The sequence below is a fragment of the Sulfitobacter sp. 1A15106 genome (assembly GCF_043556995.1).
GTDB classification, from domain to species: Bacteria; Pseudomonadota; Alphaproteobacteria; order Rhodobacterales; family Rhodobacteraceae; genus Sulfitobacter; species Sulfitobacter faviae.
In genome coordinates this window covers 58572-83676 of the sequence record NZ_JBIFFM010000004.1, presented here as the reverse complement: position 1 = coordinate 83676, position 25105 = coordinate 58572, and the positions used below count along the sequence as shown (strand labels likewise).

Annotated in this window: 21 protein-coding genes; 4 read left to right on the top strand and 17 right to left on the bottom strand. The window is 63.4% G+C overall.

The window, feature by feature from the left end; translation table 11 throughout:
- Positions 1-57 precede the first annotated feature (57 nt).
- Both ACGYKA_RS07365 and ACGYKA_RS07360 read right to left on the bottom strand, forming a co-directional pair.
- Positions 58-1140 carry an alpha/beta hydrolase gene (locus tag ACGYKA_RS07365; RefSeq protein ID WP_394410998.1) on the bottom strand — a complete coding sequence of 361 codons (1083 nt, stop codon included), beginning with the start codon at positions 1138-1140 and terminating at the stop codon, positions 58-60.
- Between the two features lie 121 nt (positions 1141-1261).
- Positions 1262-1963: a GntR family transcriptional regulator gene (locus ACGYKA_RS07360; protein WP_394411001.1), complete on the bottom strand. Its 702-nt coding sequence runs from the start codon at positions 1961-1963 to the stop codon at positions 1262-1264.
- Between the two features lie 124 nt (positions 1964-2087).
- On the opposite strand from ACGYKA_RS07360, the gene ACGYKA_RS07355 reads away from it, so the two are divergent.
- The 3 genes from ACGYKA_RS07355 (at position 2088) to ACGYKA_RS07345 (ending at position 5509) form a co-directional block, all read left to right on the top strand.
- Complete coding sequence (locus ACGYKA_RS07355) at positions 2088-3437, top strand: glutamine synthetase family protein (protein ID WP_394411004.1); 1350 nt, start codon at positions 2088-2090, stop codon at positions 3435-3437.
- Positions 3437-4741 (top strand): NAD(P)/FAD-dependent oxidoreductase, encoded by a 1305-nt coding sequence (locus tag ACGYKA_RS07350; RefSeq protein ID WP_394411007.1) that lies wholly within the window; start codon positions 3437-3439, stop codon positions 4739-4741. Before ACGYKA_RS07355 ends, ACGYKA_RS07350 begins: the two co-directional genes overlap by 1 nt.
- A 72-nt stretch (positions 4742-4813) precedes the next feature.
- Positions 4814-5509 carry a haloacid dehalogenase type II gene (locus tag ACGYKA_RS07345; protein ID WP_394411010.1) on the top strand — a complete coding sequence of 232 codons (696 nt, stop codon included), beginning with the start codon at positions 4814-4816 and terminating at the stop codon, positions 5507-5509.
- A 3-nt stretch (positions 5510-5512) separates the two neighbouring features.
- Here ACGYKA_RS07345 and ACGYKA_RS07340 read toward each other — a convergent pair whose 3' ends face one another.
- The 11 genes from ACGYKA_RS07340 to ACGYKA_RS07290 all read right to left on the bottom strand — a co-directional run bounded on the left by ACGYKA_RS07340 (position 5513) and on the right by ACGYKA_RS07290 (position 19950).
- Entirely contained in the window at positions 5513-6247 is a 735-nt protein-coding gene (locus ACGYKA_RS07340; protein WP_394411013.1) for an ABC transporter permease, read from the bottom strand.
- Positions 6244-7179 (bottom strand): ABC transporter ATP-binding protein, encoded by a 936-nt coding sequence (locus ACGYKA_RS07335; RefSeq protein ID WP_394411016.1) that lies wholly within the window; start codon positions 7177-7179, stop codon positions 6244-6246. The genes ACGYKA_RS07340 and ACGYKA_RS07335 overlap by 4 nt, the downstream gene beginning before the upstream one ends.
- Positions 7176-8261 carry an ABC transporter permease gene (locus tag ACGYKA_RS07330; RefSeq protein ID WP_394438618.1) on the bottom strand — a complete coding sequence of 362 codons (1086 nt, stop codon included), beginning with the start codon at positions 8259-8261 and terminating at the stop codon, positions 7176-7178. The genes ACGYKA_RS07335 and ACGYKA_RS07330 overlap by 4 nt, the downstream gene beginning before the upstream one ends.
- A 98-nt stretch (positions 8262-8359) precedes the next feature.
- Complete coding sequence (locus ACGYKA_RS07325; protein WP_394411019.1) at positions 8360-9274, bottom strand: ABC transporter substrate-binding protein; 915 nt, start codon at positions 9272-9274, stop codon at positions 8360-8362.
- Between the two features lie 186 nt (positions 9275-9460).
- Entirely contained in the window at positions 9461-12511 is a 3051-nt protein-coding gene (locus ACGYKA_RS07320; protein ID WP_394438399.1) for an efflux RND transporter permease subunit, read from the bottom strand.
- A gap of 4 nt (positions 12512-12515) precedes the next feature.
- The gene (locus tag ACGYKA_RS07315; RefSeq protein WP_394411025.1) at positions 12516-13595 is read right to left on the bottom strand and encodes an efflux RND transporter periplasmic adaptor subunit; all 1080 of its coding nucleotides are present in this window, start codon (positions 13593-13595) and stop codon (positions 12516-12518) included.
- 2 nt (positions 13596-13597) lie between these two features.
- Positions 13598-14188 carry a TetR/AcrR family transcriptional regulator gene (locus tag ACGYKA_RS07310; RefSeq protein ID WP_394411027.1) on the bottom strand — a complete coding sequence of 197 codons (591 nt, stop codon included), beginning with the start codon at positions 14186-14188 and terminating at the stop codon, positions 13598-13600.
- A 120-nt stretch (positions 14189-14308) separates the two neighbouring features.
- A complete protein-coding gene (locus tag ACGYKA_RS07305; RefSeq protein ID WP_067268057.1) occupies positions 14309-15220 on the bottom strand; it encodes an AEC family transporter in 912 nt (303 codons plus the stop codon).
- A gap of 120 nt (positions 15221-15340) precedes the next feature.
- Complete coding sequence (locus tag ACGYKA_RS07300) at positions 15341-17584, bottom strand: TRAP transporter permease (RefSeq protein WP_394411030.1); 2244 nt, start codon at positions 17582-17584, stop codon at positions 15341-15343.
- Positions 17585-17695: 111 nt separating this feature from the next.
- The gene (locus ACGYKA_RS07295; RefSeq protein WP_394411033.1) at positions 17696-18676 is read right to left on the bottom strand and encodes a TAXI family TRAP transporter solute-binding subunit; all 981 of its coding nucleotides are present in this window, start codon (positions 18674-18676) and stop codon (positions 17696-17698) included.
- A 287-nt stretch (positions 18677-18963) separates the two neighbouring features.
- Positions 18964-19950: a zinc-dependent alcohol dehydrogenase family protein gene (locus ACGYKA_RS07290; RefSeq protein ID WP_394438394.1), complete on the bottom strand. Its 987-nt coding sequence runs from the start codon at positions 19948-19950 to the stop codon at positions 18964-18966.
- Positions 19951-20107: 157 nt separating this feature from the next.
- Between ACGYKA_RS07290 and ACGYKA_RS07285 the strand changes: the two genes are divergently transcribed.
- On the top strand, positions 20108-21013 hold the full coding sequence (locus ACGYKA_RS07285) for a LysR family transcriptional regulator (RefSeq protein WP_271692085.1): 906 nt from the start codon (positions 20108-20110) through the stop codon (positions 21011-21013).
- A gap of 16 nt (positions 21014-21029) precedes the next feature.
- Here ACGYKA_RS07285 and ACGYKA_RS07280 read toward each other — a convergent pair whose 3' ends face one another.
- The 4 genes from ACGYKA_RS07280 to ACGYKA_RS07265 are packed head-to-tail and all read right to left on the bottom strand — an operon-like array spanning position 21030 to position 25102.
- Positions 21030-21743, bottom strand: a complete 714-nt coding sequence (locus ACGYKA_RS07280) for a hypothetical protein (RefSeq protein WP_394438391.1) — start codon at positions 21741-21743, stop codon at positions 21030-21032.
- A 47-nt stretch (positions 21744-21790) separates the two neighbouring features.
- Positions 21791-22150, bottom strand: a complete 360-nt coding sequence (locus tag ACGYKA_RS07275; RefSeq protein ID WP_394438388.1) for a response regulator — start codon at positions 22148-22150, stop codon at positions 21791-21793.
- Positions 22147-24150, bottom strand: a complete 2004-nt coding sequence (locus ACGYKA_RS07270) for an ATP-binding protein (RefSeq protein WP_394411045.1) — start codon at positions 24148-24150, stop codon at positions 22147-22149. Before ACGYKA_RS07270 ends, ACGYKA_RS07275 begins: the two co-directional genes overlap by 4 nt.
- Positions 24137-25102, bottom strand: coding sequence for a PleD family two-component system response regulator (locus ACGYKA_RS07265; protein ID WP_394411048.1), 966 nt, complete (start codon positions 25100-25102; stop codon positions 24137-24139). Before ACGYKA_RS07265 ends, ACGYKA_RS07270 begins: the two co-directional genes overlap by 14 nt.
- Positions 25103-25105: the final 3 nt, after the last annotated feature.

Below are 25105 nucleotides of genomic sequence, written 5' to 3'. Positions count from 1 at the left end.
CAATGGTGGCTTGCGCTCCCATACTGCGCGGCGCGGGCCAAGTGCAAGCCGCCCGCCCTAGCGCGACAGCGCGACCAGCGTGGCCGAGACGGGGTCGAGGATGAAGGCCCCCACCTGCGCCCGGGCCTGCGCCAACCCATCGCGCCGCTCCGGCATCAACTGCACGAGAGAGGCAAAGCGGTTATGATGGGTGCCGTCCACCGCGCCGATGGCCGAGATATCGACCAGCAAAACGCCATAGCGTTTGGCCAACGCCTGCACCGCCGGGGAACTGGCACTTGTGCGCCCGATCCGGGGCCGCGCCCCGGCAAGCCCCGCCGAAATGCGCAGCGCCCGGTCGTCCGGCGCCACAAGGATGGCCATGGGCGGATCGAGCGGCCCAATCACCTCGACCTGTTTGCGAAAGACATCCACGTCGATGTCGGGGGCCGCGAGGACCACATCGCTCAGCCGCGCGATCACCGCATCCTGCCCCGACAGGCGCAACTGCCGCAGCGCCTCCACCACCAGCCAGCCGCCCATGCTGTGGCCGAAAAGCGTGATCTCGCCCACGTCGGGGTCGGCGGCGAGGGTACTGAGCATGGCGGTCAGTTCATCGCGCGAATAGAGCGCCGCGTCCTTATCCGCGACATAGCCCACCACCGTCCCGGCAGAGGGCCAAGCAAACAGGATCGGCTGCTCGGGCAAATGCCCATCCGCCGTCACCTGCGCCAGACGGAACAGAGATTCCGGAAAGGTCTGGTTATAGCCGTGGACAAAGACCATCACATCCTGCCGCCCCCGCCCGCTGCGGTGGATATCGAGCGCGGGCAGCGGATCGCGGGCCGTCACCGCAAAGCTTCGGTTCGGATCGGGGGTTTCACCCGGCCATTCGATCTTGCTGGCCTCATGGTCGGGCGGGATGGCGATGGTGAACCGCTCGTAATTCAGCGCCCGCGCGCGGGCGTCGGTATAGGTGCCGGTTTGCGGATCGCGCCCGCGGGTCGAGGCCACGGTGATCGCCAAACTCTGCGCGGCTTCGGCCTCGGGCACCACCGTCAAAGTCTCCCCGCCCGGGCGCGGTGCGCAGGCCGACAGCAAGACCACCGCAACCGCGCAGAGCGTCTGTAGCCCCCGGCCCCCAATCCCATGTCCCTGCATAACGCCCCCCCCCGGCCCTTCGTTCGGCGCAGTTCTAGCCCAATTGGCCCATAAAGTCATAGACGAAAGGCCCCTGCGACTGCGACGAAACAGCCCCGCTTTTAACCTACGGCAGCCCCCTCTATCTGCCCGCCTCTGCCGCCAGCAGCCTGCGGCCCGTGTCGAGCACCCCGTCGACGATGTCATTGGCAATCGCCGCGCTTAGCGCCGCGCCATCGCGGGCAGTGAGGGCGGCCAGCACCTCTTTGTGGCGGTCGATCTGATAGTATTCCGCCACCTCGGTAATGACCTGCCGCTGGAACGGGCCGAGTTGCAGCCAGATGCTTTCGATCATCGGCAAGGACGCCTGCGCGGGGTTCACGGAGTAAAGCATCCGGTGGAAGGCTTGGTTCAGCAGCGTCAGTTGATCTGCGTCCCTCTCGGCCACAAAGCGGTCCATGCTGCCGTCGATCTCGGTCAGGCGGTCGATCACGATGTCCGAGATATAGGGCAAGGCGCGCAGGGCGGCGTGGGTCTCAACCGCGATGCGCAGGGCGACCAGCTCCTCGAACCGCTCAGGGGTAATCAGCGGCACGGTCAGGCGGCGGTTGTCCTTTATCTGGATGGCATGTTCCGAACTCAGCCGCCGCACCGCCTCGCGCACCGGGGTCGGGCTGAGGCCGAGCCGCTCCGCAATGCCGCGCATCGTCAGCGAGGTGCCGGGCGTGATCGCGCCCAGCATGATCGCATTGCGCAGCCGCTCGTAAACATATTCTTGCGTCGTCCCGCCCGGAATTTCGGGGATCTCGGGAATGTTGAGCGCATCGTTATCGGTGTCGATCATCTGGCCGCCTTTGGTCTTTCGCCGCCGACCATACGCGCGGCGGCAATTGACAGACAAGCGGATAGTGATATGACATTCCAACAAATGGTATCACATTTTCAGGTTCGATATCGAAAGGAACCCCATGTCCGAGAGCAAAGCCGACGCGTGGCTGGCGCAACATCCCGAGATCGAATCGATCTTTGCCTGCGTTTGTGACCTCAACGGCACCATGCGCGGCAAACGGGTGCCCGCCGATCAGGTGTCCAAAGTCGTCGAAGGCGGGCTGCGTCTGCCGCTGTCCATCGTCGGCATGGATATCTGGGGCGAGGATGTCGAGAACAGCGAGTTGGTGTTCGAGACCGGGGATTCCGACGGGCTTTGCGATTTCACCGGGCGCCCCCTGATGCCGATCACATGGACCACGCGCCCCACGGCGCTGGCGATGCTTTGGATGCGTCAGGAAAACGGCAAGCCCTTCCCCGGCGATCCGCGCCGCGCGCTGGCCGAGGTGGCCGCGCGGTTCAAGGCGCGCGGGTTGACCCCCGTGGTCGCCACGGAATTGGAGTTCTACCTCTTCGACCCGACCGAGGATCACCCGCAGGCCCCCTGCTCTCCGGTCACGGGCAAACGGCTGGATTCCGACGGTGCGCTGTCGCTGGACGAGTTGCAGCATTTCGATGAGTTCCTGAACGAGGTCTATGACGCCTGCGAATTGCAGGGCATCCCGGCAGATGCGGCCATTTCGGAAAACGGGGCGGGGCAGTTCGAGATCAACATGCGCCATGTAGACGATCCGCTGCGCGCCGCCGATGACGCGGTGCTGTTCAAACGTCTGGTGCGCGGCATCGCCCGCAAACACGGCTTCGCCGCCACCTTCATGGCCAAACCCTATGGGGATCTGGCGGGCAGCGGCTTTCACGTTCACTTCTCCTTGGTGGATGAAAACGGCGTCAATGTCTTCGACAACGGCGGGGAGGAAGGCACGGCCCTGATGCTCAACGCCGTCGCCGGTCTGCTGGCCACAATGCAGCAAAACACGCTGACCTTCGCGCCGCATGAAAACTCCTACCGTCGCCTGCTGCCGGGTGCCCATGCGCCAACCAATGTCGCTTGGGGCTATGAGAACCGCACCGCGGCGATCCGCATCCCGGGCGGCGACCCCAAGGCCCGCCGCATCGAGCATCGCGTCGCCGGGGCCGACGCCAACCCCTATCTGGTGCTCACCAGCATCCTAGGCGGCGCGCTGTTGGGGATCGAGCAGGACATGCAGCCCGTCGCCCCGATCACCGGCGACGCCTATACAATGAAGCTCGACAACTTGCCGCTCGACTGGGCCACGGCCATCGACGCCTTCCGCAAGGGGCCGGATGTGCCCGGCCTGTTCTCTGCCCGGTTGCAGACGATGATGGTCGAATGCAAGACGCAGGAGTTGCGCAAATTCGCGCGGCAAGTGACCCATTTCGAATATGACACCTATCTGGAGATCGTCTGATGTCGCGCCATCCCTACGCCGGAGACGGCAGCCATACGTCAAGCTACTACGCCGCCTCGGCCAACCCTGCCCCCGCGCGCCCCGAATTGCAGGGCGATCACGAGATCGACGTCTGCATCGTCGGCGCGGGCTACAGCGGGCTGTCGACCGGCCTGCATCTGGCCGAAAAGGGCTATAGGGTCGCCATCATCGAAGGCGCACGCGTGGGCTGGGGGGCCTCGGGGCGCAATGGCGGGCAGATCGTTAACGGTCTGAACGCGAGCCTGCAAACGATCAAGCGCCGCTACGGTCAGGACACCGCGACCTTTGTCGCCGGCCTGGTGCAAGAGGGTGGCGAGATCATCCGCGAGCGGGTCCGCACCTATGACATTCAATGCGACCTCAAGGACAAGAACATCTTCACCGGCCTCACCACGGCGCATATGCGCGAGTTGGAGGAGCGGCAAAAGCTCTGGCAAAGTTACGGCATCGACAATCAAGAGATGCTGGACAAGGACCAGTTGCGCGCCCATGTCAATTCCGACCTCTACGAAGGCGGGCTGATCGACCATTCGGGTGGCCATATGCACCCCCTGAACCTCGCCCTCGGCGAAGCGGCGGCCTTTGAGAAGAACGGCGGCACGATCTATGAAATGTCCCCAGTCACGGATGTCGATCACGAGGCCGCCCGCCCCGTGGTCCGCACGGCCAAGGGGACGATGACCTGCAAGACACTGGTGCTTTGCGGCAATGCCTACCTCGGCCACGTGGTGCCGACGCTGGCCCCGCGTGTGATGCCCGTCTCGACCCAAGTGATGGCCACCGAACCGCTGAGCGAGGCACAGGCTCATACGCTGCTACCCACCGATGCCTGCGTCGAAGACATCCGCTATATCCTTGATTACTACCGCCTGTCGGGCGACAAACGCATGCTCTTTGGCGGCGGCACTGTCTATGGCGGCGCGGACCCGCGCGACATCAAAGCCAAGCTCAAGCGCAACATGGACAAGGTCTTCCCCCAGCTGAAAGACGTGAAGATCGACTATGCGTGGAGCGGGAATTTCGCCCTCTCCTTCAGCCGCGTGCCGCAGATGGGCCGGATCGGCGACAACACCTATTTCGCCCATGGCTACAGCGGCCACGGCGTGACCGGATCGCATACCTTCGGGCGCATCCTCTCTGAGGCGATCGACGGCGACCTCACCCGCTTTGACGTTTTCGCCAATGTGCCATGGTTCCCCTTCCCCGGCGGGCGCATGTTCCGCGTGCCCTATTCGGTGGTGGGCTCTTGGTGGTATGGGCTGCGCGACCGCTTGGGTGTCTGAAACCTTTTGACAGGGCTGGGGGTTTCTTCACAGTGACGCGGCGCATCGCCCGTCATAAGCGGAAGGACCCCCATGCCCGATCAAAAGCCCGTCTCCGTGATCGTCTTCGACGTCAACGAGACCCTGCTCGACATCACCACGTTGGAGCCGCTCTTCGCGCGCCTCTTCGGCAACGCCTCGGTCCTGCGCGAATGGTTTGCCGAGCTGATCCTCTGTTCCCACACCATGACCCTGTCGGGCCGCTACGCGCCCTTCGGCGCACTGGCGGGTGGCGTCTTGCGGATGGTCGGCGCGAACAAAGGCGTGGCGGTCACGGATGAGGACCTGGCCGAGTTGAAATCCCGCATCGGCTCCATGCCCGCCCACCCGGATGTCGCCCCTGCCCTGCGCAGGCTGCAAGAGGCGGGGTTTCGGCTGGTCACGCTGACCAATTCGCCCCCGTCCCCGGCCCCGACCCCGCTGGAGAAAGCCGGGATCGCCGATTTCTTCGAGCGGAGCTTTAGCATCGACGCGGTCGCAAAATTCAAACCTCATCCCGCGACTTACCAAATGGTGGCCGAGGCGCTTGATCTGGAAACCGATGATCTCTGCATGGTGGCTTGCCACCTGTGGGACACCACCGGCGCGCAGGCGGCGGGCTGTCAGGGGGCCTTCCTCACCCGGCCCAACAACAACCTGATCGAGGTGCAAGAGGTGCCGCAGCCGCATTACCTCTCGGACGATCTGGCGGATTTGGCCGAGCAGATCATCGCCGCGAACGGGCGCTGATCCTCAGCCGCCCATGCGCCGTGCCAGCCGCGTTTCAAGCTGCACCATGGCGTCATAGATCAGCACCGCAAACAGGCCGACCGCCAGCCCGCCCTGCACCACGAAGGCGGTGTTATTGGTCAAAAGCCCCGCGATGATCACCTCGCCCAAGGTCCGTGCCGCCACGGTTGAGCCGATGGTCGCCGTGCCAAGCGCAATGACCACCGACAGCCGGATGCCCGTCAGCGTCACCGGGAGGGCCAGCGGCAGCTCCACCCGCCAGAGCCTTTGCCAACGGCTCAGCCCAATGCCGCGGGCGGCCTCCATCGTGGCGGGCGGCAGGTTGGTCAGCCCGGTAACCGCATTCTCGAAGATCGGCAGCAGGCCATAGAGAAAGAGCGCCACCAGCGTCGGCCCCGCCCCGAAGCCCAGGGCCGGAACGGCCAGCGCCAGCACCGCCACGGGGGGAAAGGTCTGGCCCATATTGGTGATCGTGCGCGACAGCGGGCGGAACGCCGCGCCCGCCGGGCGGGTCACGAGGACCGCCAGCGTCACCGCCACCACCGTCGCTGCAGCCGAGGCCATGGCCACCAGCGCCAGATGGCTCAGCGACAACGACAAGAGCGAGGCGCGGGCGTAGATCACCGGACCATTTGCCGGGGCCAAGGGCGCAAGCAGCGGGATGAACCACTCAGGCCGCAGGACCAACGCCAGCAGCACCGCCACCAGAAGCGGCCGCAGGATCCAGCCGATCCTCATGCGTGCTGCCCGGCCCGGGCGCGGATTGCGTCGAGGGTCACCCGGCCCATCGGCACCCCGTCTTTCGCCACGGGCACCGCCGCGCGCCCCGTCCACAAGCAGGCCGAGAGCGCGTCGCGCAGACTGGCATCGGCGGGCAGCGCTTCGCCTTCGGCGCTGCCCTCTTCCACCAATTCGGCGACGGGGATCAGTGAAAGAAGCCGCAAGGGCCGCTCCACATCGCCGACCATATCCGCCACGAAATCGGTCGCGGGTGCGGCGATGATCTCGGCAGGGGTGCCGTGTTGCACCAGATGCCCCCCGTCCATGACCGCCACCCGGTCGCCCAACCGGATCGCCTCTTCCATGTCGTGTGTCACCAACATGATGGTCGACCCCAGCCGCTGCTGGATGTGCCGCAGGTCTTCCTGCGCGCGGGTGCGAATGATTGGGTCGAGCGCGCCAAAGGGTTCGTCCATCAGCAACAGATCGGGCCGCGAGGCCAAGGCCCGCGCCACGCCGACCCGCTGCTGCTGCCCGCCTGACAGTTCCGCCGGATAACGGTCGCGGAATTGCGCGGGGTCCATCGAGAAAAGCGCAAGCAGCTCATCCACCCGCGCCGCGATCTTTTCGCGCGGCCAGCCCAGCAATTGCGGCACCGCGCCGATGTTGCGCCCCACCTTGTGATGCGGGAACAGCCCGTGCCCCTGAATGGCATAGCCGATGCGCCGCCGCAGGATATGCGGCTTGACCGAAAGGGTGGAGTCGCCGTTGATCCGCACCTCGCCCGAGGTCGGTTCCTCCAACCGGTTGATCATCCGCAACAGCGTGGTCTTGCCTGAGCCTGAGGTGCCGACGATCACCGTGATCGTGCCCGTCTCAACCGTCATCGACACGGAATCCACCGCACGAATGTCGCCATAGGTCTTGGTAATGTGGTCGATCTCGATCATGCGCTGTCCTTTGGGGTCTTGCGGGTCAGTTCGACCAATATGTCCATCACGATGGCGGCCGTGAGCGCCAGCACCACGGTCGGCAACGCGCCCAGCAGGATCAGGTCTGTCGCGGTTTGGTTCAGCCCTTGAAAGACGAAGGTCCCGAACCCGCCGCCGCCGATTAACCCGGCGATGACCGCCAGCCCGATGTTCTGCACCAAGACGATGCGCAGCCCGGTAAGGATGATCGGCAGGCCCAGCGGCAGTTCAACCCGCAGCAGGCGTTGCAGCGGCGTCATGCCCATGCCGCGCGCCGCCTCGAGCGCCGCAGGCGGGGCCGAGGCGAGGCCCGCGACCGTATTGCCCACGACGGGCAGAAGCGAATAGAGCACCAGCGCTAGAAAGGCGGGGGCAAAGCCGATGCCCGCGATGCCAAGCGCCCGCGCGCCCGGCAGATTGGCCCCCACCCAGCCGAGGATCGGGATCATCAGCCCGAACATGGCCAGCGAGGGGATGGTTTGCAAAAAGCTCAGCACCGGCAAGGTGGCCCCGCGCAGCCCGGCAAGACGGTGACAGAGCACGCCAAGCGGGAAGCCGATCACCGCCGCCGCGGCGAGAGAGCCGAAGGCCAACCCAAGATGGCGCAGAAATTCCCGGCCAAAGGCATCGGCCCGGCTGGCGTATTCCTGCATCACCGAAAGCTCCGACAGCGCCCCCGACCACAGGATCGCGCCAAGCACCGCAAGCACGCCCGCCAGCACGCCCCCCCGCATCAGCGGCCCCGGCGCCATCGCGGCAAGCGCATCTGCCATGAGCAACATGAAAACGACCAGCAAGCACCAGAAGCCCACCGAGGGCGAGACACGGGCGTAGTCACCCGCCTCGGCCAGCAGGCCGGAGGCGCCTTGGGTCAGCAGCCACAAAAGCCCGCCCAAGCCCAAAGCCGCCCCGGCAATACGCAGACCATTGCGGCCCGCAGGCAGCCCCATCAGCAGCCCTGTGCCGATCGCCGCAAGCCCCGGCAGCACCACCGGCAGGCTGGCCACGCCCCATGCCATCACCCCTTCGCCCGCCACGATCCGGTTGGCGGCAAGGGTCATGAAAGGCACGAAAAGTGCCGCCGCGCCCAGCACAGCGAACAAAAGCCCCGGCGCAGAAATCCCTGCGCCGGGGCCAGTTATTGTGCGGGCGGCGGAGATCAGTCCAGCACCCCGGTCTCGGTCAGATAGGAGCGTGCCACGGCTTCCGCCGGCTCCCCGCCGACTTGAATCCGACCGTTCAGCTTTTGCAGCGTCGCCATGTCGAGCCCGGAGAAGATCGGGTTCAGCACTTCGGCGATCTGGGGGTATTCCTCCAACACCTCGGCGCGGACGATGGGGGCGGGTTCATAGACCGGCTGCACGCCCTTGTCGTCTTCCATCACCACCAGACCCGTGGCCCCCACGCCGCCATCGGTGCCGTAAACCATCGCCGCGTTCACGCCCGATGTGCCCCGTGCCGCCGCCTGAATGGTCGCCGCCGTGTCGCCGCCCGACAGGATCACGGTCTGATCTTGGGTCAGCTCGAAACCATAGGTCTCCTGCATCGCGGGCAAGACAGCCGGAGAGGACACGAACTCGGTCGAGGCCGCGAGCTTCACCTCACCGCCCTCGGCCACCCATGCGCCGAAATCGGACATGGTGGTGAGGTCATTTTCCTCGGCCACCGGGCCGGTCACTGCGATCGCCCAAGTGTTGTTGGCAGGCGCGGAATCGAGCCATGTGACGTTATTCTCGCCTCCGTCCAACTCCTTCGCGCGGGCATGGGCTTTGGCCGCATCTTTCCAGACATCGCTTTCCGCTTCGTTAAAGAAGAAGGCCGCGTTGCCTGTGTATTCGGGGTAAATGTCGATCTGGTCCGACAGGATCGCTTCGCGCACGACCTGCGTGCCGCCGAGTTGCAGACGGCGTTCAACCGGCAGACCCGCATCTTCGAGCGCCAGTGCGATGACGTTGCCCAACAGGCCGCCTTCGGTGTCGATCTTCGACGAAACGGTGATCTCCGCCGAGGCGGCAGAGGCCAGAGTGGCGGCAAGGCCAGCGGCGGCAGCGGTGGAAAGAATGCGGGGACCCATGGACGAGAACTCCTTGAAACAATGGCCTGACACGGCGACATGCCGTTTGAAAACGGTAAAGTAGCTGGCAATTTCGCGAAACCAAGGCGGGATCGCACGGCGGCACGGAATTTTTACCGCCCGGGTACGACAAAGGGCGCGCCCGGAGTGGCCGGACGCGCCCTTTGCCTTGCCGCCACGCGGCGGTCAAGCGGCGCGGGCAGCCTCCGCCTCACGCGCAGCGCTGCGCTTGAAGAAGAGGAAGTAGAGCACTGGTGCCGCGATCAGCGTCAGGACCGAGGCAAAGGCCAGCCCGCCCATGATCGTCGCCGCCATCGACTGGAAGAAGGCATCCGACAACAGCGGCAGCATCCCCAGAATGGTCGTCGCGGCGGCAAGGAAGACCGGACGCAGACGCGAGGTCGAAGCGGTAACGATGGCCTCTTTCAGATCCATCGTCGGATCGGCGGCGCGGGTGAGGTCGATTTCTTCGACCAGCACGATGCCGTTCTTGATCAACATCCCCGAGAGCGACAAGAGCCCCAGAAGCGCGGTAAAGGTGAAGGGCAGACCCGTCCCCAAAAGCGCCAGACTGACCCCGTTCACCGCCATCGGCACCAAGAGCCAAATGATGATCGGCTGTTTCAGCGCGTTGAACAGCAGGACCGAGATCAGAACCATGATGATGATGCTGAAGGGCAACTGCTTGCCCAAGGCGGCCTGCGCCTCTCCCGCGCTTTCCAACTCGCCCCCCCATTCCATGGCATAGCCTTCGGGAATTTCCATCGCCTCGATGGTTTCCTGCACCTCGGCCTGCACCTGCGCCGCCGTGACGCCGCGCGGGATATCCGCGCCCACGGTGATCACATCGGCCCGATCGCGACGGTAGAGCAGCGTGTCCTGCGGCTCGAACCGGAAACCGTCGATCACCTGCTCCATCGGGACCAGCGCGTTGGTGTTTTGCGCATAGATCACATGGTCCGTCAGCGCCAAATCGGCATCCTGCGGGGCGCGGATCACGATGGGAATCTGACGATCCCGCTCGCGGAAGGTGCCGCCGCTGGTGCCTTCGGTGGCGAATTTGAGGGTCTCGGTGATTTCGGTCCGCGAGATGCCTGCGTCCTGCGCGCGTTCTTCGGCATAGATCGGACGCAGCACCAATTCACGCTCGCGCCAGTCCTGACGCGGGGTGATGATATTGTCCGACGCCGCCTGCATCCGGTCCATCGCCTCATCCGCGAGATCGCGCAGCACATTGGGATCGCGGCCCGAGAAGCGCACCTCGATCGGGGCACCGCCGCCGGGGCCAAAGGCCAAGCGCTTGGCCCGGAACTCCCCTTGCGGAACCGCATCGGCGGCGAAGGCCTCAAGCGCGTTCATCTCGTCTTGGATCACCTCAAGCGAAGACACCCGGACGATCAGATGCCCATAGCTGGGGTTGGGGTCTTCGGCCTGATAGGTCAGCATGAAACGCGCCGCGCCCTGCCCCGCGTAGGAGGTCACGTCTTCGACATTGTCCCGCGCCACCAGCCAGTCTTCGAGCACAGCCAGATCGTTGGAGGTCTGATGGATCGACGACCCTTGGGGCAGCTTGTAATGCACGAAGTAGAGCGGCGTGTTGCTGTCGGGGAAGAACTGCTGCTTGATCTGACCAAAGAGGGCATAACACACCGCCGTCCCGGCAATCAGCGCCACGATCACCAGCCAGCGCAGCTTGAGCGAGGCACGCAGCACGGCGGCATAGCCCTTGAAGATCGCCCCGTCATAGCCGCCAGCCCCACCTTCGACGCCGCGTTTGAAAAAGTAGTGCCCCAAAAGCGGCGTGGCGGTGATGGCCAGCACCCAAGACAGCAGCAGCGAAATCGCGATCACGGCAAAGAGCGAGAAGAGGAATTCACCCGTGGCATCGGGGCTCAGCCCGATCCCGGCGAAAGCCATGATGCCGATGACGGTCGCCCCCAAAAGCGGGATCTGTGTCTTGCTCGCCGCCTCGGTCGCCGCTTCGCGCGAGCTTTTGCCCTGCTGCATGGAGATCTGCATCCCCTCGGCCACAACGATGGCGTTATCGACCAGCATCCCCATCGCGATGATCAACGCCCCGAGTGAGATACGCTCCATCTCAATCGCGCCGAGCGCCATGAAAAAGAGCGTCCCCACCACCGTCAGCAACAGGGTGGAACCCACGACCACCGCCGCGCGCCAGCCCATGAAGACGGCCAGCACGGCCACAACGATGGCGACGGACATGGCGAGGTTCAGCAAAAAGGCGTTCGACGCCTCTTCGACCACCGCGTGCTGGCGGTAGATGGATTCAATCGAGATGCCCAAGGGCAGCGTTTCGCGCAGCTGCGCAAGCTTGTCATCCACCCGCTTGCCGATATCGACGATATTCTCGGTCGCGATCCCGGCCACCCCGAGGGTAAAGGCCCCCTGCCCGTTGTGGCGGATCACCAGATCGGGGTTCGCCTCGCGGGTGCGGTAGATGTTGGTCACATCGGCAAGGTTGATCACCTGACCGCCAACCCCCACCGACAAGGCGGCAATTTCGGACACGCTGTCAGAGCCTTCGGGCCGCTGGATGAGGGTGCGCCCGTCTGCGTCCTGAATGGCGCCGCCGTCGACGATCTCATTCGCGCTCGATACCGCGCCGACGATGGCCGAGGGCGGAATGCCGAGCGTGGTGCTCAGCGCAAGCTGCGGTTCGACATAGATCACCTCGTTCGGCACGCCCGAAAGCGCCACATCCGACACACCATCGACCAGCAGCAATTCCCGACGCAGATAGCTGGAGAGTTCGTTGACCTCGGCATCGGAATAGCCCTCAGCCGTCACGGCGTAGTAAAGCCCGTAAACATCGCCAAAACCGTCGTTCACATAGGGCTGCGTGGCCCCGCTCGGCAGGGCCGCCTCATTCACGCGGTTGCGCAGTTTGGTCCAGATTTCCGGCAGTTCCGACCCATCAAAGGTGTCCTGCATATTGACCGTGATCCACGACAGACCGGGCTGGTTCATGGATTCGATGTCCTTGATCTCGGACATCTTCTGAATTTGCGATTCCAGCGGTTCGGTGACCTCAAGCGCGACCTCTTCGGCAGAGGCACCGGGGTATTGGGTCACCACCACCGCCGTTTTGATGGTAAAGGCCGGGTCTTCGAGACGGCCAAGGGTCGCGAAGCCCCAGATGCCGCCCAAAAGACAGGTCAGCATGATGATCCAAGTATAGATCGGGCGGTTGATCGACAGACGTGCGATATCCATGCGCTCAGTCTCCGAAACCGACGAAGCGGCGCACGGCGGTACCGTCTTCAAGCTGGCTTGCGCCACTCACCACGATCTCTTGCCCATCGGAAAGCCCGGCTTCGACTTTGACATCGCCGCGCGCAGTGGGGGTGATCTCGACCGCGGTGCGGGTCACGGTGCCTTTGCGCGCCCCTGTAGGGTCGAAGACCATGACATAGGTGCCGCGGTCATTGCCGACCACAATGGCGGTGTCTGGCACGATGATGCTCGACCCGCCGATGTTCAGCGTGGCGCGCACCTCGACCGAGGCGCCGGGCAGCGGCACGAAATCCTCGGGCAATTCTGCCCCAAGGGTGATGCTATAGGTCTGGCCCACATCCGCCGTCTCGGCGTTGTATTCGCGGATTTGCATCGGGTAGGTGTTTGCATTGGCCGGGAACTTGGCCATGAAGCGCACGCTGGGGTCGCGCCCTGCGCGCAGAAACAGGGTTTCGGGCACGTCGATCTCGACCCGCAACTCGGACATATCATGCAGGCGCACCACCGGCGTGCCCGCGCTGACGGTCGAGTAATTGGGCACCAACCGCGAGGCGACGATCGCGTCGAAGGGCGCATGGAGGGTCGCGTTCTCAAGGTCACGCTCGGCGTTGCGCACGGCGATATCGTTGACCGTCACGGCGGTTTCGGCGTCTTGCAGATTGACCTCGGCCACCGAGGACCCGGCGAGCTTTTGATAACGCTCCATCGTCCGGCGCGCCTGTGCGTCATTGGCCTGCGCCTGTTCTAGCGCCAGTTGGAACGGCTCCAGATCCATCCGGGCGACGACCGTGTCTTTACTGACCGTGGCCCCCTCTTCGACCGGGAATTCCTCGATCTGGCCGCCGACTTGAAAGGCAAGGTCCACGGTTTCACGTGCAACCACCTTGCCAAAGAAAACGCGCTCAACCTCGGCGTCGCTGACCTTGACCGTTTGCAGCTTTACCACCGGCATTTCGGCGGCAGCCACCATCGGCGCGGCGACGCCGGCGGCCAAGGCCAGCGCAAATCCCAACACCCGCCCCGCGCCGGTCCCGCGCGTCGTCTCAACAAGCCATTTGGCCATGGTCAGTCTTCCTTATGAATAGCATCCGGCACGGGCCCAAGGGCGGCGGTCAGACTAAGTTGTTTGAGGGTGCGCAGCTGCGCGAGAAAATGGTCACGGTCCAGCGCATGCATGCCAGCGGCCTTGGCGGAACGTTGGATGAAATCGGCCAGCGCCTCGACACTCAAGCCATTGCGGGTGATCGCCGCCTCATAGGGCATCAGCACCTTAGCGATCACGTCGCGAAAGCGCCCGGCGGAACATTGCAGCGCCTCTTGGCTGACGGCATTGGCCCCGGCGATGAAATCCTGCGCATTGGGCATCGCCTGCATCGTGTCATAGCCGCGCACCACCATCCGATCAAAGATCAGATCAAGCTGCGCCGCCAGATCGGGCGCATTGGGCATCTCTTCGGCAATCTCTTCCAGCGCCAATTCGGTGTAGCGCCCGATCAGCCCGCGCAGAATGTCGTCCTTGTTGCGAAACCGATTGTAGAGGGTCTGGCGCGAGACACCCGCCTCTTCGCACAGATCACCCATGCTGGTGCGCTTGACCCCATAGCGGGAAAAGACATGCAGCGCAGCGTCCAGCACGGTCTTTTCAAGTTCGGTCATGCGGGCTCCTTGGCATTGGTCAAGGCGCAATTGGACATTCGAACCAAATATGTCAACCTGTAAATCCGCCGCCATGCGGCCTGCGCAGATCACAATCGCGTTTTGCACATGGAACGGGGTCTAGGGCGCGGAAATCAGGCTGCCGAGATAGAGCGTGAGCGGCAGGGTGAAAAAGCTGAGCAGCGTCTGGGTGGTGATGATCGCCGCCATCAAAGGCGCATCGCCGCGCATCTCACGCGCGAGTGTATAGCTGGCCACCCCGGTCGGCAGAGCTGCAAAGATCAGCGCGATTTGCAGCGTCAGCGGCGCGGGGTTCAGCACCAGCGCGGCCAGCAGCACCGCCAGCGGGTTCACCAGATGTTTGCCGATGATCGACAGGCCGATGACCGAGACCGAGCCGGACAACCCGCGCAGCCGCAGGTTGGCGCCGACGCAAAGCAGCATGATCGGCAGCGCCGCATCACCCAGGATGCGCGCGCTTTCATGCAAGACGGGCACATGGTGAAGCCCCGCGAAGTTAAAGAGCACGCCTGCCAGGATGCCCAGGATCAGCGGGTTCTTGACCAAGCCTTTGAGGATGGATTTGCCGCCGCCGCCCAACTGCCGGGTCATCAGCGTCACCACCGTCACATTCACCACGGGCACCAGCAGGGCCGAACCGAGCACGGCAATCTGTAGCCCTGCCGTGCCAAAAACGGCTTCGGCAATCGCGAGGCCGATGAATGTATTGAACCGCGCGCTGCCCTGCATCAGCGAACTGCCCTGTGGCGCGGCATAGGCGCGACCGAACAGCCAGCCGCAAAAGATCGCTGCAAAGAACCCGGCGTAGAGCAGCAGCGCATAGTCGCCCAAGCCGCCACTAAGGTCCGCCGCCGAGATCTTGGCAAAGAACAGCGCGGGCATCAGCACCCAATAGACCAGCCGGTCATTCAGGTTCCAGAACTTGGTCGAAGGGATACCGCCCCGGCGCAGGCCATAGCCCATGAGGATCAGCGCGAAGACCGGCGCGATGGCCAGAAAGATAGTGAACATATTAACCGCCCGGAAGGATCGCGCGGACCCTAGGCGCGGCTTGGCCCAGATGCAACAGGGAGCGTTGCCTTAAACGGGCGGCCCCGGCCCCAAAGGGCCGGGACATGGATCAATCACGGATCAATCGCTGCCGTGTACCGCGATTTGGGCGTCGGGTGCGGGGCGGAACTTCCACTGTACGGCAAAGATCACCGCCGTCACTGCGATGCCGATGAGGTCGGTCATCAGACCACCCGCGATCATGCAAAGCGCCGCGAGGATCAGGCCCAGCCGGATGAACCAAGCCGCACCGCTGCCCGCGAACCAGCCCTGCATGCCCGAAGACAGCAGATAGACCCCAAAGATCGCCGTGACACCGGCGCGGATCACCTCGAACCACGTGCCGTCCATCAGGATCGCGCCGTTGTAGAAGAACATGAAGGGCACGATGAAGGCCGAGATGCCGATCTTGAAGGAGGCGACCGACGTCTCCATCGGGTTGGCGCCCGATATCCCCGCCGCGGCATAGCTCGCCAGCGCCACGGGGGGCGTGATGGCCGAGACGACGGCGAAGTAGAAGACAAAGAAATGCGCCGTCAGCAGCGGAATGCCCAGTTGCACCAGACCGGGTGCCACGACCGAAGCCGCCACCGCATAGGCCGCCGTGGTAGGCATGCCCATGCCGAGCAGAATGGCGATACACATGGCAAAGAACAGGGCGAGGAATTGGCTCGCCTCCGCCAGCCCCAACAGCACGGAAGAGAAACGCGCGCCGACACCGGTCAGGCTGATAACACCCACGATGATGCCCGCACAGGCGCAGACCGCAATGATCTGGATCGACATGATCCCGGCCAGGTCAAAGGCTTTGACAATGCTGCGCGGCCCCATCCGGAAGGGCGTGAACCACGACACAACCGCCGCCGCCGCCGTCGCCAGCGTGCCCGCGCGGATGATCGAATAGCCCATGAACAGCGCATAGATCAGGATGATGATCGGGATGAACAGAAACACCCGGCGCAGCATGTCCTTGAGCTTGGGCAGTTCCTCGGAACGCATCCCGCGCATGCCCAGCTTGGCCGCTTCGAAATCCACCATGAAGTAGATCGACACGAAGTAAAGCACCGCCGGGATGATCGCCGCCACGGCAATATCGGTGTAGGGGATGCCCGTGATCTCGGCCATGATGAAGGCGCCCGCCCCCATGATCGGCGGCATGATCTGCCCCCCGGTCGAGGCGGCGGCTTCGACCGCGCCGGCGGTCCGGGCCGGGTAGCCCACCTTTTTCATCAGCGGAATGGTCAGCGAGCCTGTCGCCACCACATTGCCCGCCGAGGTGCCGTTGATCATCCCCATAAGACCCGAAGCAAAGATCGCGACCTTGGCCGGGCCCCCGCGGGAGCGGCCCGCGGCGGCAAAGGCGAAGTTGACGAAATAGTCCCCCACCTTCGATGCCTGAAGGAAGGCTGCGAAGATGATGAAGAGGATGATATAGGTCGATGACACCGCCGTGGTCGGCCCCAGAATACCCGCATCGGTGTAGACTTGGCTAAAGAAGCGGGTCCACTGGATGTTGGGCGCGTTCAGGAAGCCCGGCAGCATGTCCCCGACGAAGACATAGACCAGAAAGACACCCGAGATCACGATGAGCGCAAGCCCCGCCACGCGGCGCGTCAGCTCCATGATCAGCGCGGTGCCCGCGACCGCGGCGATAGAGATGCCGATGGGCGCAAAGGGCGTGCCCGTCGAGTTGCGCATCAAGGTGCCGTACATTGTGATCAGGTAAATCGCCACGGCCACCCCGCAGATGGACAGCAACAGGTCCGCAGGCGAAACCTGCCCCCGCTCGCGTCCGCGCAGCCACCCCACGACGATGCCGATGGCCGTCGCCGCCACCAGCGGCAGGCCATAATGATAGATTTCGAGGGTCTTGAACTCGGGGCTCATGCCGTTCCACTGGGTGCCGCCAGCGATCTGGCTGGCGATGCTCCACGCGGTCCAAATCGAATAAAGCGCCGGGATCATCGCAGCCCATGCCACGAAATCCAGCGGATGACGGCCCTGCTCCTTGCCCTCATCCACAAAGGCGCGGGCAGAATAGAGGGTAAAGCCAAGGATCAGCGCACCCGCGATGTGCACGATGCGGAAATTCCACGTCTCCATCGGGAAGGTCGGCAAAAGCGGGATGCGGCTCCCGGTCAGCTCTCCGATCGACATGCCGTTGAGTGCCGCCATGTGAAAGAAGGCATAGATCGCCGACATGGCCGCAACGACCAGATAGGTGCGCCCGGTGAATATGCGGCGATTGCTTTCTACCGGTTCGTCATCGACCCCTTCGGCGACAATCGGGCCCTGCGGATCGGCGGCGCTATGCTGGTCTGTCATGGAGGCTTCCTTTCCCGATATCTGCGCGGGATCTGTCCCGACAATCAGGCGGGATGATGGCAAGATGCCGCCCCGATTAGGGACGGCATGCAAGTTTGTCTAGGCGTTCGCTTAGTTGCCGTAGATCATATCGTCGGAAATATCGGCATCCGCGTTCTCTTTGAACCAAGCTGCTGCACCGGGGTGCCATTTCAGAACGGTGTTCTTCTCCCAGTTCTCAGGCAGGGTCGAAGCCGCCGCCTTGTGAATGCCCTTCATCCGCTCATTGTCGGACATGACGACATCCACAGCCGCTTTGACGAAGGATTCCGGCAGATCGCAGTTGGCAATCGCGAAGTTCCACATGGAGACCGAACGCGCGCCCTCTTCCAGCGTGGTGTAGGTGCTAGCGTCGATGGTGAACTCGGACACCGGGAACTCTTCGAGCAGTTTGGCCTGCTCTTCCTCGGTGAACTCGATGATATTCACATCCGTCTGCACCTCAAGCTGGCTGACCGCAGGCACCGGCACACCGGCAGCAAAGGCGATCACGTCCAGCAGACCGTCCTGCAACTGGCCGCCCAGATCGGTCCAACCGCCGTTGCGGCGCTCATACTCGACGCCAAGCGTGTCCATCATGCGCGGGAAATAGGTGTCCGAGGTTGAGCCCGCCGGACCAAAGCCGATCTTGGCACCCGCCGGAATGTCGGCGACCGAGGAGATGCCCGAGGACGACAGCGCGGTCACGGAGAAGGGTGTCTGATACATCGGGAACATCGCGCAGGCTTGGGTCATTTCCAGACCGGGGGCGATGGGGTTGGTGCCGGCCAGCGATTCCGCCGCCGGGCCCATTGTGGTCATGCCGAAGGCCGCCTCGCCGGTGTGGACCAGCGCCATGTTCTGCATCGGGCCGCCGGTGACTTCGCCACCGCCGGTCAGGCCCAGTTCCTTGGCCACAAGGTTTGCCCAGCCCGAGCCATAGGCGAAGTAGGTGCCGCCTTGGCTGGCCGTGCCCACGGTGAAGCTGCTCGGCCAGTCGGATTTATCCATGTCCTGAGCGACGGCAGCGCCTGCCAGAATGGTGCTTGCGGCGAGGATTGCGGTGAATTTCATGTCTCTCTCCCTTAATTGCTCTTAACGGGCGTCGGCACAGGGTGCCCGCGCCGCCGCTGTATTCAGCTTGTCCGGCCAATTAACTGTACACTGACAGGCAGAGGCAAGTCCGAATTTGCGGTGAAACCGGGGATGAGAGAGAAAGAGGCAGCCTACCGTTGGGTCAATGGCGCATTCTTTGGCAGTTGCGCGCCAGCGGCAGTGATTGAGGGAAGGCGCAGGCCGCTAAAAGCCCCGCCGCGCGGGCGGCGCAGCGGGGCGTGATATTAATCAGTGTTCGGCCTGACTTAGACGTCGACCACAACCTTGCCAATCGCCTGCCCGCTTTGCAGCCGCGCATAGGCATCGCCAACCGCGCTCAGATCAAAGGTCTTTTCGTCGAGCAGCGGCTTCACCGCCCCCTCATCGACCAACGTGGCGAGATTGCTAAGGATTTCCCCATGCACCGCGCGGTTCACGTCATGCAGCATCGGCAAGAGCATGAAGACCACATGCAAGGACAGCCCGCTGAAATGCGCCGGGGTCAGGTCGATCGCCGACAGGGCCACGGTCGTAACCACATGGCCGTTCAGCGCGGCGGCGGCGAAAGAGTTCGGCAGATTGTCCCCGCCCACGGTGTCGAAAACCGCATCGAAGCCGCGGCCTGCGGTATGGGCGGCCACATAGTCTTCGATCTTCTCGGCTTTGAAGTCGATGGCCCGCGCGCCATAGCCTTCGATCACCGCCATTTGGTCATCCCCGGTGCCGGTCGAGGAGACCTCGGCCCCCATATGCTTTGCCAGTTGCACCGCGAGATGGCCGACCCCGCCCGCGCCGCCTTGGACCAGCACCTTCTGCCCGGCTGCGACGCCTGCGCGGTGCAGCCCTTCCCAAGCGGTGATGCCTACCAGCGGCAGGGCCGCCGCCTCGCGCATCGACAGCGACTTGGGTTTATGGGCAATGAGCCGCGCGTCGGCGCGCATGAATTCAGCCAAAGCCCCTTGCAAATCGGCCAGACCACCGGCGCAGCCGTAGACTTCGTCGCCCACGGCGAACCCGGTGACACCTTCGCCAATCTCTTCGATCACCCCGGCGAAATCCATGCCCAGAACGGCAGGCAGGTCAGGCGACAGAGGCAGGTCTTTGCCCGCGTTTTTGATCATCGTGTCGATGGTGTTCACGCTGGTCGCCTTGACGCGCAGCACCACATGGCCGGGGGTGGCCAAGGGGCGTGGCAGATCGGCTTCGACAAAAGGCGCCTCTGCGCCATAGCTGGTGAGGGTCATGGATTTCATCGGTCTATCTCCCGTTAACATTGCATTGAGACAGAGATAGGCCAACATGGCGCGACAGATAATCGGATGAAACTTGAGTTCAGTTTCTCGTTATTGAATACAATACCAAGCACTATATGCTGACCCAGCGGATGATCCGCAGCAAGGACCGCGGCCCATGGATATCGACAACCTTCGCCTTTTCGTCATGGCTGCCGAACGGCTGAACATCTCAGCCGCCGGGCGCGCTTTGGGGATGGCCCCGGCAGTCGCCAGCGCGCGTTTGGCCAAGCTGGAACAAGAACTCGGGGTTGAGCTTTTGCGCCGCACGACGCGGAAGGTCTCGCTATCGCTCGATGGGTCGGACTTTCTGCCCTATGCGCGCGAGATATTGGCCCAAGCCGATGCCGCGCGGGCCATTCTGGGCGGGACCAAGGCGGGGCCCAAGGGCATCCTGCGCTTCGCCGCCCCCAGCAGCTTTGCCCAGCGTCACATCATGCCGCTGCTGCCGGAATTCCACGAGACCTACCCGGAACTGACCCTCGATCTGCGCCTCTCCGATACCCGGTTCGACGCGATCGAAGGCAGTTTTGACCTTGCCCTGCGCAGCGCGCCCTTGACCGACAGCAGCCTGCGGGGGCGCAAGCTGGCCGATGACACCCGCGTTCTTTGCGCCGCGCCGTCTTATGTGGCGGCCCACGGTTTGCCCCAGACCCCCGCCGCGCTGCGGGATCATCACCTGATCGCTTGGGGTGATCTTGAGCCCCGCGCGCTGATCGGGCCGGAGGGCGAAGCCGCCACGCTCAACCCGCATGAGATGACCTGCCGCGTGATCATGGACGATGGCGATGCGCAACGCGAAGCGACCCTCGCGGGGGCTGGTATCTCGATCAACTCGCTTTGGAGCGTGTCGGACGAGCTTGCCTCGGGCCGATTGCTGCGGCTGTTGCCGGGCTGGCGGATGAACGACCGGTCGGTGCTTTGGCTGGTCTACCCGCGCTCCAACGTGCTGACACCCAAGACGCGGTATTTCATCGACTTTCTGATTGCCCACCTCGGCAACCGCCCCGATTGGCGGGATTAAGCAGACCCAAAGCGCGTCAGAAGCTGTGCCAGACCCCGACTTTGACCTTGGTCACAGCGTCGGTGAATTCATGCGACAGGCCCAGTTCCAGAAAGCTGTTTTCCGAGACCTTGATCACATGCGACGGCGCAAAGGCCAGTGTCTCATCCCTGTCTGACGGGGCCGCGAACTCCAGCTTGAAAATCGACAGGTTGCCATTCTCGTGGTTGATGCCGAAGGTGCTGTCGATCTTGCCCAGTGTTTCGCCGTCCTCGTAAATGGCAAAGGTGCTTTCCACCCCCAGCCAACCGCTGCCCCAAGCCCCCGATACCGGACGCCCCCAAGACAGGCCGGGCCGCAGAGCCGCCACCGCGCTGCCATCCCGTTCGGCCCAGCCAAGACCGACTTCGGCGGCGAAAACATTGTCCCCGTTCGAGAGCTCAAGCGGATAGCGCAGAAAGGCGATGGCGCTGACCTGCCCCCCACTCTGGCTCTTGCCGATGTCGAGGCCGAAAGTCAGTTTCTCGGTCACCCCGTATTCGTAGTAAAACGCACCGAAATCGCCAAAGTCGGGGCCATCTGCGGTGGTCTCATAGGACAGGGTGACAAAGCTCTTGTCTTCGCCCCGCGGCCACGCCGCCGATGCCACCTCACTTGCCGGGAGGGCGATGGTACCGATGGCCGAGAGGACAACAAGGCGGGGCAAGAATCGCCGCGCGAGGTCAGAAGGCATTTTCGCTGTTTTGCGCATGGTAAGTTCCGCGTGTTCAGAGCCGCGAGAGGCTGAGCGATGAGGTATTATACGATCGACCGAATGAAATCCGCCAGCTTTAGCGGTTTGAACGGTTTGTGCAGAATGTAGTCGGCCCCGAGGGCGCGAAACTTCTTTTCTGACTCGGGCGAGGTTTTGGCGGTGCACATCACGATCTTCGTGTCATCCAACTCCGCATTGGCCCGCGCACAGCGCAGCACCTCCATGCCGTCGGGGGGTGGCATCATTACATCCAGCATGATCACGTCGAACGCCTGCGTTTCCATCGTAGCAATCGCGTCGAGCCCAGTCGCCGCGAAGGTCGCTTCGATGTCATCTTCAGTCATGATCGCAAACTCGATCAACTCGCGGATGTCATCCTCGTCATCGACGAACAACACTCTCATGCCGATGCCCCCTGCTTGGGCGCGGCGCCGGTATCCCGGGCAAAACGCACATAGAACGTGGTGCCGGGGTTCTCATCGCCGTCTTCTTCCGAGCGTGTCTCAAAGCTCACATCGCCATCTTGTCGCAACACCAGCTCCCGCGTGATGGCCAGCCCCAGCCCCGTTCCATTCGCTTGATTTTCACGGGAATGCACGGGGTCAGCGAACCTTTTGAACATACGATCATGGGCGGCTCTTGGGATGCCCGGCCCCGCATCGCAGACATAGAACGTGACCCACTGGTCGTCCACCTCGGCACCGATTTTTACCGTGCCGCCGCGCGGGGTATATTTCACCGCGTTGGAAATGAGGTTGGAGAAGATCTGCTGCATGCGCACGGTATCGACCCGCACATAGGCTTCCTGCGCCGCATCGGGGCCTGTGTGGATGTCGAGTTGCACGTCGCGGTTCACCCCATAGCCGGTGTTGGCCGCGATGGCTTCCGACAGCACTTCCGACACTGCGACCCGCTCGGTCTGGATGCTGAGCTGGCGCTGGTCGATCGCCTGAAGGGTCAAGATATCGTTGACCAGTACCAACAGCCGGTCGGCATTGCGGGTGGCCATCGACAACAGCTTGCCCGCGTTCTTTGGCATGCTGTCGCCAAAGCGGTCATGCAGGATTTCGAGCGACCCGGCGAGGGACGTGAGCGGCGTGCGCAGCTCGTGATTGACCGAGGTGACAAAGGCCGTGCGCGCTGCCACCAGCCGCTCTTCGGCAGAGATGTCCTGAAGCACGTTATAGGCGATGTAATCCCCATGCAGATGCAGCTTCATCACCCGGCATTGCACCGCCACATTCTCGTTCTCGGCGGTGGTGATCTGAATGCGGTGAACGGCGACGTCTTCGTCCATCTGCGAAAAGGGCGGGACCATGCCGCGCAGCTTTTGCACGGCTTCGATATCTGAGGACACGCCCATCAACTCACGCGCCTTACGGTTGGAGCGGTGCAGCTTGTTGTTGTCGTTATAGACGATCAGCCCGTCCCCGACATTCTCAAAGATCGCGTCAAATTCGCTCTGCGCCACGCGGATCCGTTCGCGGTGCCGTTCGGAAGTGCGCAGGGCCTGCGCCAGTTGGGTCGACTGCCGCCGCGCGCGGATCGCCGCGTTGATCACCGTCAGGAACAGGATCGTGGCAAGCCCCACGAAAACCAAGGTGCGCTGCCAGTAATTTTGCAGCACCGCCGGCTTGCTGCGCGTCACGTCGATATAGAGGTCCAGCGCCGGAATCTCCTTGCGGGCGCGGAACACGGGCGTATCGGGGTCGCGTGGAGGCCGCCCCGAAACAAAGGCCCGCTCTCCGTTGGAGGTCACCACCTCGACATACATGTCCTGTTGCAACCCATCTATTGCCAGCAATTGCGAGTAGTAATCTTCGCCCAGCGAAGACGCCAAGACCCCGCGCGACCGGCCATCCATGCCGATCAAGGGCCATGCAATCGGGGTCAGCCGCCGCCCTGTGGCCCGCGACACGATGGGCACCCCGACCGTATATTCATTCACATCAAGGCCAATCGCCGCCTGAAAATAGGCCCGGTCCCCAAGGTACTGGCCCATAAGCGGCTTCACCGTGGCCCAAAGCACAACCCCATCGGCGCCGATCAGCACAAGCGCATCGACCTGCTCGGTCTCCTGCACGGCGGCATTCATCAGATCACCGTATTGCGCCTCGAACTGCGCGGGGTTGCTCAGACGCGCGGTCGACAGCTCATCGATCAGCCCCCACATCCGCACATTCGCAACCGAGAGAGAGGCATCGACCGCCTGCTCGTAAAGCTCCGCGAAATGCTCAAGCTCCACCTCTGCCCGGGTCGTGGCGCGTTTGTAGTCCGACCAGGTCAGGACCGCGAGCCCCACGAAATAGATAAGAACGGCAGCCGAAATCAGCGCCCAGAACAGGGTCTGCGCGCGCGAAGACGGTTCCGCATCAGCTTTATTAGTGGGCTCAGTGCTGACCATTCTCGGCCTGGTGTCCTATGTCATTGGCGGCAAGGCAGATGCTGCCCGGCGCGCTTGTTATTCCAGCACTTTCGACGCCTTGAATGCCCCGCGCAAGCGAGGTGGCGACAGCCGCATCCGAGGGCGGCACGACGCAAGCGCTGACGCTCAAGGGCCGCGAGGTCCAGCCTTCTTTCACGGTGGCCGAGGCCTCAGCCACGGCTGAGATAAACTGCTGCGCCCGCGCTTCAAGCTGGGCGCGATCCGCGTGGAGCGCGCCATAGACGAAAAGGTCATCCTCCCAATGGGCGAACCCGTCTTGCGCGGGGATTTCGACCTTGCCGAAAAGCCCGGCCACGCGGCGCTGAAGCTCTTGCCGCTGCGCGCGCGCCGCATCGGATTGGTCACGGTCGCCATCAATGCGGAAGACGATCAGGCCAAGGTCTTTTTGCATCGCGGGCGACAGCGACATCAGATGCCCTTGAAACCCGGATTTACTGCCCAAAAGGCTGGGCACCGTGGCCTCTGACACGCTCGGCGCGGCACGGCGGCGCGCGCTGCGGTTTTCGCCCGAACGGCGGCGGTCCAACTCGGATTTCAGCCGCAGGCAACTGCGCATACGGGCCTGAAGCTCAATCCGGTTGAAGGGCTTGGTGACATAGTCATTGGCCCCCGCCATGAAGGCTTCGGACAAAGATCCCATGTCTGTTCGGCTGGTCAGCATAATGATCGGCACATCGCTCCATCTGTCCAAGGCACGGATACGGGCGCAAAGCTCGATACCATCGATATCGGGCATCATTATGTCCATCAGGATCAGGTCCGCCGTGGCCTCATCGCTTTCGATCGCGTCGAGTGCACTGCGCGGATCGATGAAACTGACGACATCGTCAAAGCCAAGCTCCGAAAGTGTCGCGCTGATGAAATCCTGCGCGATATCCGAATCGTCGACTGCGATAATTCGTGGGCTCATGAT

Bases quoted from the DNA above. Each gene is read 5' to 3' on its own strand.
- ACGYKA_RS07365 (WP_394410998.1), bottom strand. From the start codon at position 1,140: ATGCAGGGACATGGGATTGGGGGCCGGGGGCTACAGACGCTCTGCGCG.
- ACGYKA_RS07360 (WP_394411001.1), bottom strand. From the start codon at position 1,963: ATGATCGACACCGATAACGATGCGCTCAACATTCCCGAGATCCCCGAA.
- ACGYKA_RS07355 (WP_394411004.1), top strand. From the start codon at position 2,088: ATGTCCGAGAGCAAAGCCGACGCGTGGCTGGCGCAACATCCCGAGATC.
- ACGYKA_RS07350 (WP_394411007.1), top strand. From the start codon at position 3,437: ATGTCGCGCCATCCCTACGCCGGAGACGGCAGCCATACGTCAAGCTAC.
- ACGYKA_RS07345 (WP_394411010.1), top strand. From the start codon at position 4,814: ATGCCCGATCAAAAGCCCGTCTCCGTGATCGTCTTCGACGTCAACGAG.
- ACGYKA_RS07340 (WP_394411013.1), bottom strand. From the start codon at position 6,247: ATGAGGATCGGCTGGATCCTGCGGCCGCTTCTGGTGGCGGTGCTGCTG.
- ACGYKA_RS07335 (WP_394411016.1), bottom strand. From the start codon at position 7,179: ATGATCGAGATCGACCACATTACCAAGACCTATGGCGACATTCGTGCG.
- ACGYKA_RS07330 (WP_394438618.1), bottom strand. From the start codon at position 8,261: ATGACCCTTGCCGCCAACCGGATCGTGGCGGGCGAAGGGGTGATGGCA.
- ACGYKA_RS07325 (WP_394411019.1), bottom strand. From the start codon at position 9,274: ATGGGTCCCCGCATTCTTTCCACCGCTGCCGCCGCTGGCCTTGCCGCC.
- ACGYKA_RS07320 (WP_394438399.1), bottom strand. From the start codon at position 12,511: ATGGATATCGCACGTCTGTCGATCAACCGCCCGATCTATACTTGGATC.
- ACGYKA_RS07315 (WP_394411025.1), bottom strand. From the start codon at position 13,595: ATGGCCAAATGGCTTGTTGAGACGACGCGCGGGACCGGCGCGGGGCGG.
- ACGYKA_RS07310 (WP_394411027.1), bottom strand. From the start codon at position 14,188: ATGACCGAACTTGAAAAGACCGTGCTGGACGCTGCGCTGCATGTCTTT.
- ACGYKA_RS07305 (WP_067268057.1), bottom strand. From the start codon at position 15,220: ATGTTCACTATCTTTCTGGCCATCGCGCCGGTCTTCGCGCTGATCCTC.
- ACGYKA_RS07300 (WP_394411030.1), bottom strand. From the start codon at position 17,584: ATGACAGACCAGCATAGCGCCGCCGATCCGCAGGGCCCGATTGTCGCC.
- ACGYKA_RS07295 (WP_394411033.1), bottom strand. From the start codon at position 18,676: ATGAAATTCACCGCAATCCTCGCCGCAAGCACCATTCTGGCAGGCGCT.
- ACGYKA_RS07290 (WP_394438394.1), bottom strand. From the start codon at position 19,950: ATGAAATCCATGACCCTCACCAGCTATGGCGCAGAGGCGCCTTTTGTC.
- ACGYKA_RS07285 (WP_271692085.1), top strand. From the start codon at position 20,108: ATGGATATCGACAACCTTCGCCTTTTCGTCATGGCTGCCGAACGGCTG.
- ACGYKA_RS07280 (WP_394438391.1), bottom strand. From the start codon at position 21,743: ATGCGCAAAACAGCGAAAATGCCTTCTGACCTCGCGCGGCGATTCTTG.
- ACGYKA_RS07275 (WP_394438388.1), bottom strand. From the start codon at position 22,150: ATGAGAGTGTTGTTCGTCGATGACGAGGATGACATCCGCGAGTTGATC.
- ACGYKA_RS07270 (WP_394411045.1), bottom strand. From the start codon at position 24,150: ATGGTCAGCACTGAGCCCACTAATAAAGCTGATGCGGAACCGTCTTCG.
- ACGYKA_RS07265 (WP_394411048.1), bottom strand. From the start codon at position 25,102: ATGAGCCCACGAATTATCGCAGTCGACGATTCGGATATCGCGCAGGAT.